The following is a 16784-nucleotide window of genomic DNA, read 5'->3' as shown; positions in this document are numbered from 1 at the left end:
CGCGGTATCGATCAAGGTATCAGCTGCGTAGCCGATCGGCCTGCTCCGGCGGCTGCCGACGCCACCGGAGCAGGCCGGTGGCGTCCCGGATCCCGAACCCGGCTACGCCGGCCCGCCGTCGGTGGCGACCTTGGCGGCGAGCGCGACCCGGGAGCTGATGCCGAGCTTGGTGTAGATCTTGCCGATGTGGTACTCGACGGTCTTGACGCTGAGCAGCAGCTCCGTGGCGATCTGGCGGTTGGTCAGGCCGTGGGCCACGAGCGTGGCGGTGCTGAGCTCCTGGGGCGTCAGTCCGAGGCGCACCGTGGCCTGCGGCTCGAGCCCGCATGCCTCCAGCTCGTGCGCGCAGCGGTCCACGAGCGGCCGCGCGCCCAGCCGTTCGAAGATCGCCCGGGCGGCACCGAGCCGTTCCGCGGCCGCCTTGCGCCGGCCCGTACGGCGCAGGAGCCGGCCGAGATCCAGCAGCACCTTCGCCTCCTCCAGGGGGCAGACCCCGCCCTCGACCAGCGCCAGCGCGCGACCGAAGCTTTCCTCGGCCTGGGCTGGAACGTTCCTGGCGGCCAGCACCAGTGCTCCCAGCCTGATCCGCTCAGCCTCCCTACGCGGCGCCAGCCGCCGCACTGCCCGCTCCCGCTCCTGACGGCCACGCCCGGTCGGCTCCCGCCGGCCAGGCCCGGGCCGGGAGGGCTCCAGGCGGCTCGGCTTCGGGCGATCACGCCCCGGCCGCTCGAAGCCCGCCGCCTCGATCCCCACATGATCGGACTCCGCGTGATCCAAGCTCGCTCCGCCGGTCTCCCCGCCGTCGGAGTCCAGCCCGTCGAAGGCGGCCAGGGCGCGTTCGGCCTCCTCCAGGCGGCCGCCGGCGACCATCGTCTCGATGCGGCGCGGGCGCGGGTCGGGCACGAACGGGTCGCCCGCGCACGGCGACACGTCCCAGGGTCCCGTCCGGGGAGCCGCGTCCTCGACGCCGAGCAGAGCCAGGGCCAGGCCCGCCTGGGCTTCCCCCATGGCGTGGCGCATGCGGCGGGCGGCGGCCATGGCGGCCGTGGCGTGGGCGAGCGCGCGATCGTGCTGCCCACAGGCCGCCAGCGGTGCGACGCAGACCGCCTCCAGGCACGGCAGCAGCCACCGCTGGCCGAGCGCCGTCGCCTCGGCGAGGGCACGTTCGGCGCGGGCGGCGGCGTCGTCCCAGCGGGCGTACGCGTGCTCGGCTGCGGCGAGCAGCGCGGTGGCCAGCAGCCGGTGGTGCGTCAGCCCCGCCCTCTCCGTCCCCGCGACGGCCTGCCTGAGCGCGATGCACGCCCGTTCTGGCGAATCCCGCCCGAGGTGCACGACGGCCGCCGCGAGGCTGCCGGGCGGCGCGCCGGCGCCGGGTGCCCCTCCCAGCGCCAGCACGTCGTACGGCCTGGCGACCGTGCCCTGGATGGCCTGCTCGATCGCCAGGCGCGCCCACCTCACCGCCGCCGCCCGGCCACCGGTGACCAGGTACAGCCAGGCCAGCTGTTCGGCCACGTCGGCGGCGAAGGCGGGCTCCCGGTGCCGCCACGCCTCCGCCAGCAGCTCCGACGCCTCGTCGAAGCGCCCGGAGACGAGCGCCAGCCGGCCCAGCGCGTACTGGCGCGCCGGGCGTGGGTCGGCGGCGCCGTGCGCGCCGCACCCGCCCAGGGTTCCGGCGAGCCGCTCCGCGTGGAGCACGTCGCCCCCGATGAGGACGTGTTCCAGCACGGCCGTACGCAGCTCGTCCCGGCGCGCCGGGGCCCGCGCGGGCTCGGTGAGGCCGGCGGCCAGCTCCAGGTGGGCGGCGGACTCTCGCCACCGCCCGTGCTGTGCGGCCTTGGCCGCGTACCCGGTCAGCTCCTCGACCAGCGCGTCGTCGGGTCCGCCCGCCGCGGCGGCCCGGTGCCGCAGCGCCGTTCCCGTGTCGTCGGCCAGCGCGGCGGCGGCCAGATGCAGGCGGGCCCTGGTGCCCGCGCCGAGCCCGTCGTACGCGGCGGCCCTGGCGAGGGGCTCGGCGAAGCCGATCATGCGGCCGGGCAGCTCGCGGAGCAGTCCGGCGGCGACGGCCTCCTCGAGGGCGTTCAGCGGCTCGTCGACCCCGCCGGCGACGGCGGCCGCCACGTGCAGCGGGCACGCCTGCCCCAGCACGGCGCAGGCCCCGACGAGCCGCCGGGCGGCCGGGGTGCGGCCGTCGAGGCGGACGGCGAAGGACCGCAGGTACGTGCGGGGAGCCGGCAGGCGTACGGCGGCATCCGCCAAGGCCGGCAGGGACACGGTCGCCAGCAGGGCGCGGGCGTGCATCGGGTTTCCCAGGGTGTGCTCGCGCAGCCGCTCGGCCGCCTCCGCGCCGAGACCCGGCGCGGGAGCGCCCGCGTGCGCCGGCGCCAGGGCGGTGGCCAGCTCGGCCAGGTCCGTCGCGCTCAGCCCTCCGAGCGTGATGCGGAGCGTGTCGTCGCCGGTCAGGAGGCGGCGCAGCCCGTCGGGCAGCCACGGATCGGTCACGTCGCGGCAGGCGACCAGCACGATCACGCGTCCGGCCCGGAGCCGCCGCAGCACGTAACCCAGAGCGTGCAGCGAGGGCCCGTCCGCCCACTGGGCGTCGTCGATCAGCACCGCGACCGGCCCATGCGCCTGCAACGCCCCGATGACGTCGCAGATCACCTGCCCGGCCGCGCACGGATCCCGTCCCATCGCCGTGAGCCCCGCAGCCGCGACTCCGTCCAGCCCGGCCACGCCCCCGTCGAGACCGGCCCCCCGCGGATCCCGGCCGGCCCCATCGGCCGCGAGCCGCCGCGTGGCGTCGCCCCCGGCCGCCCGCACGACCTCGTCCGCGAGCCGCCGCGTGGTGTCCCCGGCCGCCCGCACGACCTCGTCCGCGAGCTGCCGCATGACGCCGAGCGCGAGCTCGCGTTCGCCCTCCTCGCCGCTGGCGGCCAGCAACCGCACGCCCGCCTCCCCGCCGAGCGTGTGGTGGACGAGCGCGGTCTTGCCGATCCCCTCCGGCCCCTCGATCACCACCCTCCTGGCGCGACCGCCGCCCGCCGCGCGCAGCTCGGCGCGCAGCAGGGCGAGCTCCGCCGTCCTGCCGACGAACATGCCGGACTCCCTCCGCCGCCCTCGTCATGGCAGAGCAAGGCCCACGACGTCTGATACACCCCGGAGTGTCCAGGTGAGGTCACCGCGAAGGAGCCTCCAGCCGCGCCCACGCCACGGTGGCGTCGTCGTGCCGCTTCCCCCGCACCGGCCCGCGCGCGGCCTCCAGCTCCCGCACCGCCCCGATCACCGCGCCCGGCCCGTCGCCGTCCAGCGCGGCGGCCAGGTCGTCCCAGCTCCAGCCGTACCAGTCGACGAGCCGCGCGACGCCGTCGGTGCACGCCCCGACCGCCCGCACCTCCCGTACGTCCACCGCCCCGCACACACCCTGCGCGGCCGCCTCGGGCCGGGCGGCGGCCACCCAGAACCCGCCGGGCGCGTTGCGCATGCGCCGCACCAGCTCCACCGGGTACGGCCGCCCGCCCGGCAACCGCTCCAGCCGGTCGTCGGCCACGACCTCCACCCCGCCGCCGGCCGGCGCCAGCATCACGGGCGAGTCCCCCAGCACGAGGTACTCCACCCGTCCCCGCCCGGCCCGCACCATGGCCACCGTCGCGGACGGCGAGTCCGGATTGCCCAGATCGCACCTGTCCCCGTGCGCCGCCGCCGTCTCCCCGATGGCCGCCTCCAGGACCCCGGCCAGCGACGTGTCGCGATCGGCGGACAGCCGCGCCGCCAGTGCCCCGCCGAGCCGGGCCACCAGCCAGGGCACGTCGTGCACGCAACCGCTGTCCACCCCGGCCGCCGCCGTGGCCCCGTCGAGCACGACGATCCAGGAGGAACCCGCGATCACCAGGTCCTCGTTGGGCCGCTCGGAACCGGCGCGGGTGGCGTACGTGACCTCCGTGAACATGTCAGCGACTGTGCCCCAGTGAACCGGCGCGCCCGGAGAAGCGGCTCACCCGTGGCCGCTCTTGCGTACGGGCACCCGCACGGGCCGGACGATGATGTTGCCCTCCGTCCACGGCACGTCGCCGGCGGGCCCGGCGAGCGCGAGATCGGGCAGCCGCTCCACCAGCACGCCGAGGATCTCCTGAAGCTCCATCCTGGCCAGGTTCGCGCCCAGGCAATAATGCGCGCCCCGCCCGAACGCCAGGTGCTGCTGCGTCGTCTCCCGCCGCAGGTCCATGACCTCCGGGTCCGGGAAGACCGACGGGTCGAAGTTGGCACCGGCGAAGGAGGCGATCACGCCCTCGCCCGCGTGCACGGTGCCCGACGGCAGCTCCACGTCCTCGGTGGCCACCCGGATGAGCGGGCTGTCGCCCGGCTGCTCCAGGCGCAGCAGCTCCTCGACCACGTCCGGGACCAGCTCCGGCCCGGCCACCAGCCGCTCGTAGCCGTCACGCGGGTCGAGCAGCCGCAGGATCGACCTGGCCAGGACCGAGCCGGTGGTCTCGTGTCCGGCCACGAACAGGCCGAGCGTGTTGCGTACCAGCTCGTCCTCGGTCAGCCGGTCCTCGCCGTCGCGGGCGTGGATCATGGTGGCCAGCAGGCCGTCGCCGGGATTCTCGCGGTGGGCGGCGATGATCTCGGCGACGTAGCCGTAGAACTCCATCGCCGCGGTGAGCTTCTCCTCCTCCGTCAGGCTGGAGGTGGACAGCATCGCGTCCGACCAGGCACGCACCCGTACGGTGTCGATCCCCGGCACGCCCACGATGTCGCAGATGATCTGCACGGGCAGCGGGAAGGCGAAGTCGCGCACGAAGTCGAACTCCTCGGGCAGCGCGTCGATGAGCTCGCCCGCGAGCGCGCGCAGCCTCGGCCGCCAGCCGTTGACCCGGCGCGGCGTGAACACCCCGGACAGCAGCCGGCGCAGCCGCGTGTGGTCGGGCGGGTCCATGCTGATGAGGCCGGGCCCCTCGGCGAGGGTGAAGCCGTCGAACATCCTGGGCGAGCCGGGACGGCTGAGGTCCCGGCTGAAGCGCGGGTCGCTCAGGACGACGGCCGCGTCCTGGTAGGTCGTGGTGAGGTACGCCGTGTCGCCGCTGGGCAGCCGCACCTTGCCCAGCGGCTCCTGCTCCCGCCGTTTCGCGTACGTCTCCGCAGGGAGACCCCGTGGACCGGGCATGAACGGATACTGCTCGAATTCGGCCATGATTCGGACGGTATACAGCGAAGGATGATGCCGATAGACCCGCGATCGGCGCGCCTTCGACGCCTAGACGATCACCAGCTCGCGCGGCGTGTCGTTCAGCCGCTCCCCACCGCTCTCGGTGCACACGACGATGTCCTCGATCCTGGCGCCGTGCCGGCCCGGCAGGTAGATGCCCGGCTCGACGGAGAAGGCGTGCCCGGGCTCCAGCGGCTCGCCGTTGCCGGCCACGATGTACGGCTCCTCGTGCGTCTCGATCCCGATGCCGTGCCCGGTCCGGTGGATGAAGTAGCCGCCGTACCCGGCCTCGGCGATGAGGTCGCGGGCGGCCGCGTCGACCGACTCGCACGACACGCCGGGCCGCACCGCCGCGCACGCCGCCTCCTGGGCGCGGCGCAGCACCTCGTAGTACGCGGCGAACTCGGCGGGCGGCTCCCCCACGCTGTACGTGCGCGTGGAGTCGGAGCAGTAGCCGTTGTGCAGCTGGCCGCCGATGTCGACCACGACCGGCTCGCCCGCCTGGATCACCCGGTCGGACACGTCGTGGTGCGGGCTGGCGCCGTTGGGGCCCGAGGCGACGATCACGAAGTCGACCGTGGCGTGCCCGGCGGCCAGGATCGCCTCGGCGATGTCGCGGCCCACCTCGCGCTCGGTCCGCCCGGCCCGCAGGAACTCCGGCACCCGCCGGTGGACGGCGTCGATCGCCTCCCCGGCCGCGCGCAGCGCCGCCACCTCGGCCGGGGACTTGCGCATCCGCAACTCCCGCAGCACGCTGCCGGCCAGCACCTGCTCGGCGCCCGGCAGCACGTCGCGGAAGCGCAGCGACGACATGGCCCACATGCGGTCCGCCAGCCCGACCTTGCCCACCCGCCCGAGCCGGGCCGCGACGAGCGCGTACGGGTCGTCGGTCTCGTCCCAGGCCACGAACTCCAGCCCGAGCCGCGAGGCCGGCGAGGCCTCCGCGGCCGGCAGCTCCAGGCGCGGCACCATCATGTACGGCTCCCCCGCGGCGGGCACCACCAGGCACGTCAGCCGCTCCAGCGGCTTGGCGTCGTAACCGCTCACGTAACGCAGATCGGGGCCGGGCGTGAGCAACAGGGCGTCGAGCCCCTTCTTGGCGGTGGCCTCCTGCACGGCGGCCAGACGGGACACGGGATAAAGGTCTGAGGACGTCACAGGCCCCAATCTACTCGCGCCCACCCCTCCTAAAATCCGCGAAAAGCTCTCACAACACGAGAAGCGATCGCTACACTCCGTTCAACAACGATCACCTATTGTGGGGACAATTGTCCAGATCCACTGCGCTTTGAGAGTGAGACTATGGTCGACGTCATGGGCACCGCCGCGGTGGGGACCCGGCTGCTCGGGCACGAATCCGACGCGGAGATGCTCGCCGTACGGCTGGCGCATGCACAGCGGCTCGGCAACATGGGCTGGGCGGAGTGGCATCTCCACACCGGCGAGACGATCTGGTCCGACCAGGTGTACACGATCTTCGGCCGCGACCGCGCCCAGGGTCCCATCGCCCTGTCGCAGCTGGCCAAGCACGTCGAGCCCGCGGACGTGGCCGCCCTCGACCAGCTGCTGTGGTCGGCGGTGCGGGGCGTCGAGCCTGTCCAGGCCGAGTTCCGCATCCGCCGCGGCGCGGGCTCCGGCGATCTGCGCGACATTCGGGTGGTCCTCGAACCGCTGGCGGCCCCCGACGGTCCCATCGGCCTGCACGGTGTCATCCAGGACATCACCGGCCGCCGCCGCGCCGAGCGCATGATGTCGGAGTCGCGCCGCCAGCTCCTGGAGGCCCGCGAGCAGGCCGCCGAGGAGCGCCACGTGATGCTGGCGCTGCGCGAGGCGATCCTTCCTGACCCCGCCTGCTGCCGCGACCTGCCGCACACCAGCATCGCCGTGCGGTACGTGCCCGCGGAGAAGACCGCGAACCTGGGCGGCGACTGGTTCGAGGCCGCCCCCGCCCCCGACGGCCGCCTGCTGCTGGCCGTCGGCGACGTCTCCGGCCACGGCCTGCCCGCGATCGCCCACATGGCCCAGCTCCGCCACGCCCTCGTCGGCCTGGCCATGACCGGCAGGACCGCCAACCGGCTGCTGGACTGGCTGAACGAGCTGGTCCTGCACCAGCTCACGGACACCACCGCCACGGCGATCATCGGCCATCTGGACCCGGAGACCCGGGTGTTCGCCTGGAGCCAGGCCGGGCACCTGGCGCCCATCCTGGTGCGCGACGGGGTGGCCAGCCGGCTCGACCAGCCCAGGGGCGTGCTGCTGGGAGCGGCGGCGGGGCGGCCGTACGAGCTGGCCATCACCCGGCTGCGGCCCGGCGACCTGCTGCTCATGTTCACCGACGGGCTGGTGGAGCGGCGCACCCGCGACATCGACGTCGGCCTCGACCTGGTCCTGTCCGCCGCCCGCGACGTGCCGGGCCGCGACCTGGAGGCCGGGCTCGACCACCTCCTGTCCGACATCGGCGGCCCCAACCCGGAGGACGACGCGTGTTTGCTGGGGGTGCGCATACTTGAGCCGGAGCGACGAGCAGGGTCCGAGAGCGGCAGCTCCGCGTAACCAGCGAGGACCCGCCGGGAGTGCGACCATAGACACGTGCTGATGCTTCTGGACACTCCGTCCCTCTATTTCCGCGCCTTCTACGGCGTGCCGGAGTCGATCAAGGCTCCCGACGGCTCGCCCGTCAACGCGGTGCGCGGCCTCATCGACATGATCGCGACCCTCGTGCGCCAGCACTCCCCCGCGGAGCTCGCGGCCACCATGGACGCCGACTGGCGGCCCGCCTTCCGGGTGGCGGCCATCCCGACGTACAAGGCGCACCGCGTCGCCCACGGCAACACCGAAGTGGTGCCCGACGCGCTCGTGCCGCAGATCGCGGTCATCGAGGAGGTGCTCGACGCCGTCGGCATCGCCCGCCTGGAGTCGCCCGGCTACGAGGCCGACGACGTCATCGGCACGCTCACCCACCGGGCGAGCGGCGCGGTCGACATCGTCACCGGCGACCGCGACCTGTTCCAGCTCGTCGACGACGCCCGCCCGGTCCGCGTCCTCTACACCGCGCGCGGCATCCGCAACCTGCAGATCGTGGACGAGGCGTTCGTCACCGCCAAATACGGCATCCCCGGCCGCGGCTACGCCGACTTCGCCACGCTGCGCGGCGACCCCAGCGACGGTTTGCCCGGCGTCCCCGGCGTCGGCGAGAAGTCAGCGGCCGCCCTCATCACCCGCTTCGGCTCTCTGGAGGCGCTCCTCGAGGCCCTGGACGCGGGCGCGACCGACGGCTTCCCCGCGGGTGCCCGCACCAAGCTGATCGCCGCGCGCGACTACCTGCGCGCCGCCCCCGCTGTCGTCAAGGTGGCCCCCGACGCCCCGCTCCCGGCCGCCGACCTGACCCTGCCGGCCAAGCCCCGCGATCCGGAGGCGCTGGTACGCCTGGCCGACACGTACGGCCTCGACAGCCCGCTCAACCGCCTGCTCGACGTGCTGGGCGGCTGACCTGCGACGAAGCGGCACCCGCGGACAAGGAGGCTAGCCGTCCAGACAGGCGCGGACGGCGTCCTGGGCGGCTTCGCGCAGCCGGGCGTGCACGTGGACGTTCTCCTCGCGGTCGGTGCGCATCTCCACCACACGCGGCCCCTCGCCGCGCAGCGCCTTCTGCAGGCCGGAGATGTCCGACACCAGCGTGTACGGCGTCCCGGTCGCGGCCGCCACGTACCCGAGGTCGACCCCGTGCGGCGTGCCGAAGACCCGCTCGAACGGGTCGCGTACCGCCGCCTGGGGCAGCAGGGAGAAGATGCCGCCCCCGTCGTTGTTGACCACCACGATGCACAGGTCGGGCCGGGGCTCGCGGGGCCCCAGGATCAGCCCGTTCTGGTCGTGCAGGAACGACAGGTCGCCCAGCAGCGCGAACGCGGGCCCGTTGTGCGCCAGCGCCGCCCCCATCGCGGTCGACACCAGCCCGTCGATGCCGGAGGCGCCCCGGTTGGCCATCACCCTGATGCCGCGCCGCGGCCGCATCGCCTGGTCCAGGTCGCGGATCGGCATCGAGGAGCCGCAGAACAGCAGCGAGCCGTTCGGCAGCGCGTCCACCAGGTCCCTGGCCAGGCGCGGCTCGCTGGCTCCGGAGGCGTCGAGCACCTCGTCGATGGCCGCCCTGGCCGCGAGATCCGCCTGCCGCCAGGCGTGCAGCCAGCTGTCGTCGCCGGCGGCGACCGGGATCTCCACCGCCTGCGCCACCTGCGTGGCCGACCTGGTCGGGTCCGGCCAGCGGTCCAGGTCGGGCGCCACGACGATGTGCTCCGCGGTCCGCCGCAGCCACGACAGCAGCGGCCGCGACAGCCCGGGGCGGCCGAGCGTGACCACCACGTCGGGCCGGTGGACGTCGGCGAACTCCGGGGTGCCGAGCAGGTGGTGGTAGGCCGCGATGGCGTGGTCGCCGTAGCGGGCGCCGCCGTGCGGCTCCGACAGCACCGGCCAGCCCGCCATGCCGGCGGCGGCCACGTAGCGGCGCACGTTCGCGGCGCCGTCGCCGACGACCAGCACGCCGCGCCGGGTCGGCGGGATGTGCAGGGCGATCGGCGGGGGCGCGACCCTGGTGCGCACCCAGGGGCCGCCTGCGCCGTTGTCGAGCGGCTCGCTCCAGGTGGTGTCGCCGTCAGGGATCAGCGGCTCCCTGAAGGCCAGGTTGAGGTGGACGGGGCCGGGGTGGGCCGGGCCCGCGGCGCGCTGGTAGGCGCGGCAGGCCAGCGACCGCCAGTACGCCACCTGCCCGGGACGGTCCTCCGGCACGCCGACCTCGGCGAACCAGCGGGTCGCGCCGCCGTACAGCTTGATCTGGTCGATCGTCTGGTTGGCGCCGGTGCCGCGCAGCTCGGGCGGGCGGTCGGCGGTGAGCACCAGCAGCGGCACGCCCGACTCACTGGCCTCGATCACGGCCGGGTGGAAGTTCGCCGTCGCCGTGCCGGACGAGCAGATCAGCGCGACCGGCCGCTCGGCGCGCTTGGCCAGCCCGAGCGCCAGGTACGACGCCGAGCGCTCGTCGATGCGTACGTGCAGGCGCACCCGCGACTCGGCGTGCAGCGCCAGCGCCAGCGGGGCGGAGCGCGAGCCGGGCGCCAGCACCACGTCGGTCAGGCCGCAGCGCACCAGCTCGTCGACCAGCACCGTGGCCAGCGCTGTGGCGGGGTTCAACGTGACGCCTCCTGCATCCGGCGAAGCCACTGGGGAGATTCAATCTCAAATGCCGACAAATGCTGAAAATTCACCGGCGGGCGGCGCACCTCCAGAAAACCGTCCACCGGCACAAGCGAGTCCTCCACGACGTCGCCCGACAGCAGCGACATCGTGCCGAGCCCGCACGCGTACGGCAACGACGGCAGCGCGGCCGCCAGCGCCAGCCCCGCCGCCAGCCCCACGGACGTCTCCACCGCGCTGGAGACCACGGCGGGCAGCCCGCACGCCTCCACCACGCGCAGCGCGTCGCGCACCCCGCCCAGCGGCTGCACCTTGACCACCGCGACGTCGGCCGCCTCGGCCGCCCTGACCCGCAGCGGGTCCTCCGCCCGCCTGATCGACTCGTCGGCCGCGATCGGCACGTCGCAGGCCCGCCGCACCGCGGCCAGTTCCTCCAGGGTGGCGCACGGCTGCTCGGCGTATTCCAGGTCGTACTTGTCCAGGCGCTTCAGCCGGCGCACCGCCTCCTCGACGCTCCACGCGCCGTTGGCGTCCACCCGCAGCCGCCCGGCCGGGCCGAGCGCGTCGCGTACGGCCTCCACCCTGGCCACGTCGTCGTCGAACGTCTGCCCGCGCTCGGCCACCTTGACCTTCGCCGTGCCGCAGCCCGACCGCCGTACGATCTCGTGGGCCTGCTCGGCGTCCACGGCGGGCACGGTCGCGTTGACCGGGACGCGGTCGCGCACCGGCTCCGGCCAGCCCTCGAACGCGGCCTCGCGGGCGCACGCCAGCCAGCGGGCGCACTCGCGCGGGCCGTACTCCGGGAACGGGGAGAACTCCCCCCACCCCGCCGGGCCGCGCAGCAGCACCCCTTCCCTGACGGTCTGCCCTCGGAAACGCGTGCGCATCGGGATGCTGAAGACCACGGGAGAACGCGTCACGACCCTCCCCGTCCCCTGCGCCGCCGTCCGACCTGTCGCCATTAACCTTACGAGCATGTGGAGGAACCCGTCGCATCCGGACCGCCCGCTGAATGCCATTGTGCAGCCTCCCGGACCCGCGATGGTCACGGCGATCCGCGACGCGCTCGACGGCAGCGGCCCCGCCGTCCTGCCCCTCGCCCCCGGCCCCTCCTCCGGCGCCATGATCGCCGCGCTGCGGCCCACCCACGTGGACGGAGCGCTCCATGACGGCGGCGCGGTCGTGCCGCCCGGCGTGGCGGTCGTGATCGCCACCAGCGGCAGCACCGGAGCGCCCAAGGGCGTGATGCTCTCGGCCACCGCGCTGCGCGCCTCCGCGGCGGCCTCGCTGCGGCGTCTGGAGGCGTCCAAGGGCGAGCGCTGGCTGTGCTGCCTGCCCGTCTCGCACGTCTCCGGCCTGCAGGTCCTCGTCCGCGCCCTGCTGTCGGAGAGCGAGCCGATCATCCACGAGCGCTTCGACGCGCGCGCGGTCCTGGACTCCGGCGCCGACCACGTCTCGCTCGTGCCCACCCAGCTGCACCGGCTCGTGGAACTGGGGGCGGATCTGTCGGTGTTCCGCACGGTCCTGCTCGGCGGCGCCGCGCCCCGGCCCGGCCTGCTGGACCAGGCCAGGGACCTCGGTGCCCGGGTCGTGACGACGTACGGGATGAGCGAGACGTGCGGCGGCTGCGTGTACGATGGCCGGCCCCTTTACAATGTAGATCTCAAAATCGGCGGCGACGGCCTGATCCGGATCTCGGGCCCCGTGCTCTTCTCCGGCTACCGCTTCGGCGGCGCCCCGCCGTCCGAGGACGGCTGGTTCGCCACCTCCGACCTGGGCGAGCTGGCCGGCGGGCGGCTACGGGTGCTGGGCCGGGCCGACGACGTCATCAACACCGGCGGCGAGAAGGTCGTCGCCACCGCCGTGGCCACCGTGCTCGCCGCCCACCCCGCGATCGCCGACGTGGCCGTGATCGGCGTGCCCGATCCCGAATGGGGCGAGCTCGTCACGGCCGTCGTGGTGCCCGCGGACCCCAACACACCCCCCACGCTTGCCCAATTGCGGGCATATTCCCGCGATAGGCTTCCCCCTCACGCGGCTCCGCGCGACCTGCGCCTGGTCTCCGGACTGCCGCTGCTGCCCAACGGCAAGACCGATCTGGTACGCCTGAAGGCAGGAACCTGACGAGTTGCGGCTGCGTCATAGTGGGGAGTAGGAGGGAGCCTTCATGGACCAGACCCGCAAGATGTGGGCATCCGCGGCCATCGTCGGCGTCATCGTCGCCGGCGGCGCCTCGGTCGCGGCGGCCGCCTCGGCGGGCAAGCTCGATCAGGTCAGCAAGGAGACCAGAGCAGTGGTGGAGAAGGCGTCACCGTCCGGCCAGCCGGAGCAGCCGGCCCCGAACCCCGAGACCACCGATGATGACATCGTGGTCTCCGAAGAGGTCAATCCCGACCCCGGCAAGGTCCTCGAATACTGGTCGGACGAGCGCATGGAGGACGCCCAGCCCATGCCCATGCCCGAGGTCACGCCCGGAAGGATCGACGTGACCGAGTAGGACCCGCACGGGGGCGGCTCGCCGGATGGCGATCCGCCCCTTTTCCGCCTTTTCGGCCACACGGGAACAAATGGCGGCGAATGGCGTTATTGATACTGGTGCGCCGTGCGGACAGCGAAGCCGCCCCGCCACAACCTGCCTGATCGCTTCTAACTCCGTACGGAGGAGGTGTCCTCATGCCCAGAACCGCCGTGGCGACCCCACCCGCGACTCTCGACCAGCTTCTTGAACGAGGGCGTAACCGGGGTCACCTTTCTCTGGCGGAGCTGCGTGACGCGTTCGCCGAAGCCGGGATCAGCCCCTCTGAGGGCCGTACGATACTGCGCGAGCTATCGGAGGCCGGCGTGAGCCTGGCCGCCGAGAACGAGCCGTCTCTCAGCAAGACCGCCCCCAAGAAGACCGCCACCCGCCGGCCCGCTCAGCCGAGGTCCGCCGCGGAGCAGGAGGAAACCGCTCCGAAGAAGGCCTCGACCTCGCGAGCAAAGGCTACCGGCCGCAAGGCGGCCAAGGCAAAAACCGCCGCCCCCGACGCGGCGAACGGCGTCGTCCCGTCCGAGCCCAAGCCGGAGCACATGGAGGACGTGGTCGATGACGACCTCGTCGTGAGCGCCGAGGACGCCGACGTCGAGAGCGAGCAGCTCGACCTGGACGACACGGCGTCCGTGATGGGCGACTCGGTGCACACGTACCTGAAGTCCATCGGCCGCCGCACGCTGCTCACGGCGGCGCAGGAGGTCGAGCTGGCCCGGCGCATCGAAGCCGGCCTGTACGCCGAGTACAAGCTGGAGACCTACCCCGACCTGCCCCTGGACGTCCAGGAGGACCTGCACATGGTCGTCGAGGACGGCCGGCAGGCCAAGGACCACATGCTGGAGGCCAACCTGCGCCTCGTGGTGTCGGTCGCCAAGAAGTACACCGACCGCGGCATGTCCCTGCTGGACGTGGTCCAGGAGGGCAACCTGGGCCTGATCAGGGCCGTGGAGAAGTTCGACTACACCAAGGGGTTCAAGTTCTCCACGTACGCCATGTGGTGGATCAGGCAGGCCATCCAGCGCGGCTTCGCCGACTCGGCCCGGACCATCCGGCTGCCCGTGCACGTGCTGGAGATGCTCTCCAAGCTGTCGAGGGTCGAGCGTGACATGCACCAGCGCCTGGGACGCGAGCCCACGCCCGAGGAGCTGGCGGTCGAGCTCGACAAGACGCCGGACCAGATCGAGGAGCTGCTGCGCACCAGCCGCCAGCCGATCTCACTGAACGCGACGATCGGCGAGGACGGGGAGACCACGATCGGCGACCTCATCGAGGACGTCGACTCGCCGGAGGCCTCGGAGATCGTCGACCGCCAGTTGCTGGGCGACCAGCTGCGGGGCGTGCTCGACAACCTCTCCCCCCGGGAGTCGAAGATCATGGCGCTCCGGTTCGGCCTGGTGGACGGCAAGCCGCACACCTTGGACGAGATCGGCAAGCACCTGGGGCTGACCCGGGAGCGGATCCGCCAGCTGGAGAAGGAGTCCCTCTCCAAGCTCCGCCACCCGAGCAACACCCGGCCCCTGCTCGACTGGGCCAGCTGACCCACCACGAAGCCCCGGCCACGCCCTCGTGACCGGGGCTTCGTCTCGTCTCATGGCGGGTCCTTGAGGAGGCCGCCGAGCGACGCTGAGCGGCGTCAGCGGGTGGCGGGCAGCGGACGGGGCACGCGCGGGATCCCCCACATCCGGTTCTCCTCGCGCAACGTGCGCAGCCGATCGACCTCCGCCGTCCACGTCTTGCCGGCAGGCGTGGCCCTGGCCTTGCGCCGCGCGATCCGGTCGTCGTAGGCCTTCACCCCGAACGTGGCCCGCTGCCCCGCCTCAGCGGCCCGCAGCGCCTCGGTCAGCGCCCTGTCGAACGCCTGCCCCGCGGCCAGCAGCTCGATCTCGTCGGCCGCCGCGGCCCGCAGCTCCCTCAGCGTCTGCTCAGCCTGCCGTGCCTTCTCGAGCAGCTCGGGGAAGCTCCTGGAGATCTCCTGGTCCGCGTGGTAGCGAACCTCGGCCTCCCGGCTCACCCGCGGACGGAAAAACGCCATCGACCCTGCCCCTTCACCAGCCGGCACTCGTTCAATGGCCAAGGGTACGCCGTCCGGCGACACGATCAGAAATCAGCCCGGCGCGACGCCCTTTACATAGTAAGATGATCATCATGCCCGCCAAGAGACCACCAGTCCCCCTCTCCCGCGAGCGCATCATCGAGGCCGCACTCCACATCGCCGACAGCCAGGGCCTGCGCCGGCTGACCATGCGCCGGCTGGGCGACGCGCTCCAGGTCGAGGCCATGGCCATCTACCACCACCTGCCCCGCGGCAAGGAGGCGCTGATGGACGCCCTGGCCGAGCACGTCACCACTGTCCACGTGGAGCAGGCCACGACCTGGCAGGAGACGGCCAGATCGTGGTGCCGGGCGGAGCGGGAGCTACTCCGCGAGCACCCGGGCGTGCTGGCCCTGGCGCTCACCAAACCCCCCAAAGGGGCCACGGCCATCGCCATCAGGGAGCAGACCGAGCAGCTCGCCGACGGCGGCCTGGACAACGCCGCGGAGGCCGTTCGCGCGCTGCGGGCCTTCGTGTTCGGCAGCGTGGCGGTCGAGGTGCAGCAGTCCGGCTGGGCCGATCCCGAGGTCGACGAATGGGTCAGGAGGGATGAAAGGGCCGATGTTGACTTCGAACGCGGACTCGACGCTCTTCTCAAGGGTTTGCAAACGTGATGCGCGTGTCACGCTTGGCCCGTTATCCTGCATAAGGCACCCTGTGTCGAAGGTCACACGTTCCGGGGACCCTCCTGTAACAGTCCTAACGGACTATGTCGGAATGTGTGACATACGCCGCACACTTGCCAACAGAAGAACCCGAGCCGCTCCCGCCCTCAACGGGGGCATCCCACGAGATATCGGAGGCACGCCGATGTGCCCGCACGTCCCGGCCTGTCCGGATGCAGAGGCGCCTGATCGCGAGAAGGCACGCACGCTCGCCTGCCACCCCGAGCAGGGATGGTCCCTGCTCTGCAACGGCGTCGTACTGTTCGAGGACACCGGGGAGCTCCTGCCCAGCGGCGCCACCATCGAGCCGCATCGGCCCGTCGTCGGCGCGGCCTGAGCTAGGCGTACGCGTAGTGGCCGATCCACTCCGCCACGACCGCGCCCACCCGGGCGGGGTCCCGCTTCAGGTCGTGCCCCTCCCCGGGCAGCACCACCAGGCGCGCCGCGTCCGCGGCGTCGGGGATCCCGAACGGGTCACGATCTCCGCTGACGACCAGCACGTCCACCCCGGCTCCCCGTAGCTCCCCCGCCCTGGAACGCTCCGGCTTGCCCGGCGGGTGGAGCGGGAACGCCAGCGCCACGACCGCCGCCGCGCCGACCGCCTTGGCCGTACGGCAGGCGACCCGCGCCCCGTTGCTCCGCCCGCCCTGCACGATCGGCAGGCCGGACCACCGCGAACGCAGCTCCTCCAGGACGATCTCCCATGCCTCGTCCTGCCTGGCCGGCGAGCCGGGCGCCCGCGCCCCCGCCACCCTGAACGCCTGCGTCACCCTGGCCACGCTGGCCCCGGCGGTGAGCGCGGCGTCGCGGACGGCCAGCAGGTCGGGAGCGTCCACTCCCCCGGACGACCCGTGGGTCAGCACGAGCAGCAGCCGGGGCTCGGCCGCCTCGTCGATCTGGACCAGCGCGGGTCCTCGCGGGGTGGTGATTTCCATCAGATTCGCGCGGAGGGACCCGCCCGCCTTGACCGGCGGGAAAGTCCGCGCTCCCTCCCTTCAGGTTTGCCCGGCGCCTGCCGGCATCGTGGTGATCTCGTCACTCTTCGTCACCGACCGTAGGGCGGGTGCGCGCCGCTCGCGACGCCGCGAAGCGGGTCAGCGAGAAGCCGCT

15 protein-coding genes are annotated in these 16784 nt (G+C 73.3%); 7 read left to right on the top strand and 8 right to left on the bottom strand.

Going from position 1 to position 16784, the window contains the following annotated elements:
• Nucleotides 1–102 precede the first annotated feature (102 nt).
• The 4 genes from ACIBX3_RS20240 to ACIBX3_RS20225 all read right to left on the bottom strand — a co-directional run bounded on the left by ACIBX3_RS20240 (nucleotide 103) and on the right by ACIBX3_RS20225 (nucleotide 6334).
• Entirely contained in the window at nucleotides 103–3093 is a 2991-nt protein-coding gene (locus tag ACIBX3_RS20240; RefSeq protein WP_397119043.1) for an AAA family ATPase, read from the bottom strand.
• 79 nt (nucleotides 3094–3172) lie between these two features.
• A complete protein-coding gene (locus tag ACIBX3_RS20235) occupies nucleotides 3173–3943 on the bottom strand; it encodes a protein phosphatase 2C domain-containing protein (RefSeq protein ID WP_397119041.1) in 771 nt (256 codons plus the stop codon).
• A gap of 45 nt (nucleotides 3944–3988) precedes the next feature.
• Nucleotides 3989–5185 carry a cytochrome P450 gene (locus ACIBX3_RS20230; RefSeq protein ID WP_397119039.1) on the bottom strand — a complete coding sequence of 399 codons (1197 nt, stop codon included), beginning with the start codon at nucleotides 5183–5185 and terminating at the stop codon, nucleotides 3989–3991.
• 63 nt (nucleotides 5186–5248) lie between these two features.
• Nucleotides 5249–6334 (bottom strand): M24 family metallopeptidase, encoded by a 1086-nt coding sequence (locus ACIBX3_RS20225; protein WP_397119037.1) that lies wholly within the window; start codon nucleotides 6332–6334, stop codon nucleotides 5249–5251.
• Nucleotides 6335–6514: 180 nt separating this feature from the next.
• Here ACIBX3_RS20225 and ACIBX3_RS20220 point away from each other — a divergent pair, with 180 nt between their 5' ends.
• Both ACIBX3_RS20220 and ACIBX3_RS20215 read left to right on the top strand, forming a co-directional pair.
• Nucleotides 6515–7753 carry a PP2C family protein-serine/threonine phosphatase gene (locus ACIBX3_RS20220; protein ID WP_397119035.1) on the top strand — a complete coding sequence of 413 codons (1239 nt, stop codon included), beginning with the start codon at nucleotides 6515–6517 and terminating at the stop codon, nucleotides 7751–7753.
• Between the two features lie 42 nt (nucleotides 7754–7795).
• Nucleotides 7796–8689: a 5'-3' exonuclease H3TH domain-containing protein gene (locus ACIBX3_RS20215; protein ID WP_397119330.1), complete on the top strand. Its 894-nt coding sequence runs from the start codon at nucleotides 7796–7798 to the stop codon at nucleotides 8687–8689.
• Between the two features lie 33 nt (nucleotides 8690–8722).
• On the opposite strand, the gene menD is transcribed toward ACIBX3_RS20215, so the two are convergent.
• Complete coding sequence (gene menD / locus ACIBX3_RS20210) at nucleotides 8723–10384, bottom strand: 2-succinyl-5-enolpyruvyl-6-hydroxy-3-cyclohexene-1-carboxylic-acid synthase (protein ID WP_397119034.1); 1662 nt, start codon at nucleotides 10382–10384, stop codon at nucleotides 8723–8725.
• Entirely contained in the window at nucleotides 10381–11274 is an 894-nt protein-coding gene (locus tag ACIBX3_RS20205; RefSeq protein WP_397119328.1) for an o-succinylbenzoate synthase, read from the bottom strand. The genes menD and ACIBX3_RS20205 overlap by 4 nt, the downstream gene beginning before the upstream one ends.
• 88 nt (nucleotides 11275–11362) lie before the next feature.
• Between ACIBX3_RS20205 and ACIBX3_RS20200 the strand changes: the two genes are divergently transcribed.
• The 3 genes from ACIBX3_RS20200 (at nucleotide 11363) to ACIBX3_RS20190 (ending at nucleotide 14455) form a co-directional block, all read left to right on the top strand.
• Nucleotides 11363–12511, top strand: a complete 1149-nt coding sequence (locus tag ACIBX3_RS20200; protein ID WP_397119032.1) for an AMP-binding protein — start codon at nucleotides 11363–11365, stop codon at nucleotides 12509–12511.
• A gap of 43 nt (nucleotides 12512–12554) precedes the next feature.
• Entirely contained in the window at nucleotides 12555–12884 is a 330-nt protein-coding gene (locus ACIBX3_RS20195) for a hypothetical protein (RefSeq protein ID WP_397119030.1), read from the top strand.
• Nucleotides 12885–13060: 176 nt separating this feature from the next.
• A complete protein-coding gene (locus tag ACIBX3_RS20190; protein WP_397119029.1) occupies nucleotides 13061–14455 on the top strand; it encodes an RNA polymerase sigma factor in 1395 nt (464 codons plus the stop codon).
• A gap of 95 nt (nucleotides 14456–14550) precedes the next feature.
• Here ACIBX3_RS20190 and ACIBX3_RS20185 read toward each other — a convergent pair whose 3' ends face one another.
• Nucleotides 14551–14949 carry a hypothetical protein gene (locus tag ACIBX3_RS20185; RefSeq protein ID WP_397119027.1) on the bottom strand — a complete coding sequence of 133 codons (399 nt, stop codon included), beginning with the start codon at nucleotides 14947–14949 and terminating at the stop codon, nucleotides 14551–14553.
• Nucleotides 14950–15062: 113 nt separating this feature from the next.
• On the opposite strand from ACIBX3_RS20185, the gene ACIBX3_RS20180 reads away from it, so the two are divergent.
• Nucleotides 15063–15623 (top strand): TetR/AcrR family transcriptional regulator C-terminal domain-containing protein, encoded by a 561-nt coding sequence (locus tag ACIBX3_RS20180; RefSeq protein WP_397119025.1) that lies wholly within the window; start codon nucleotides 15063–15065, stop codon nucleotides 15621–15623.
• Nucleotides 15624–15819: 196 nt separating this feature from the next.
• Nucleotides 15820–16011, top strand: a complete 192-nt coding sequence (locus tag ACIBX3_RS20175) for a DUF5999 family protein (protein WP_397119024.1) — start codon at nucleotides 15820–15822, stop codon at nucleotides 16009–16011.
• 1 nt (nucleotide 16012) lies between these two features.
• Here the strand turns inward: ACIBX3_RS20175 and ACIBX3_RS20170 are convergent, their stop codons facing one another.
• Nucleotides 16013–16609 carry an alpha/beta family hydrolase gene (locus tag ACIBX3_RS20170; protein ID WP_397119022.1) on the bottom strand — a complete coding sequence of 199 codons (597 nt, stop codon included), beginning with the start codon at nucleotides 16607–16609 and terminating at the stop codon, nucleotides 16013–16015.
• Nucleotides 16610–16784 lie beyond the last annotated feature (175 nt).

It is taken from the genome of Nonomuraea sp. NPDC049480 (assembly GCF_044465905.1).
In the GTDB taxonomy this organism is placed as follows: domain Bacteria; phylum Actinomycetota; class Actinomycetes; order Streptosporangiales; family Streptosporangiaceae; genus Nonomuraea.
This window is presented reverse-complemented; position numbering and strand designations above follow the sequence as displayed.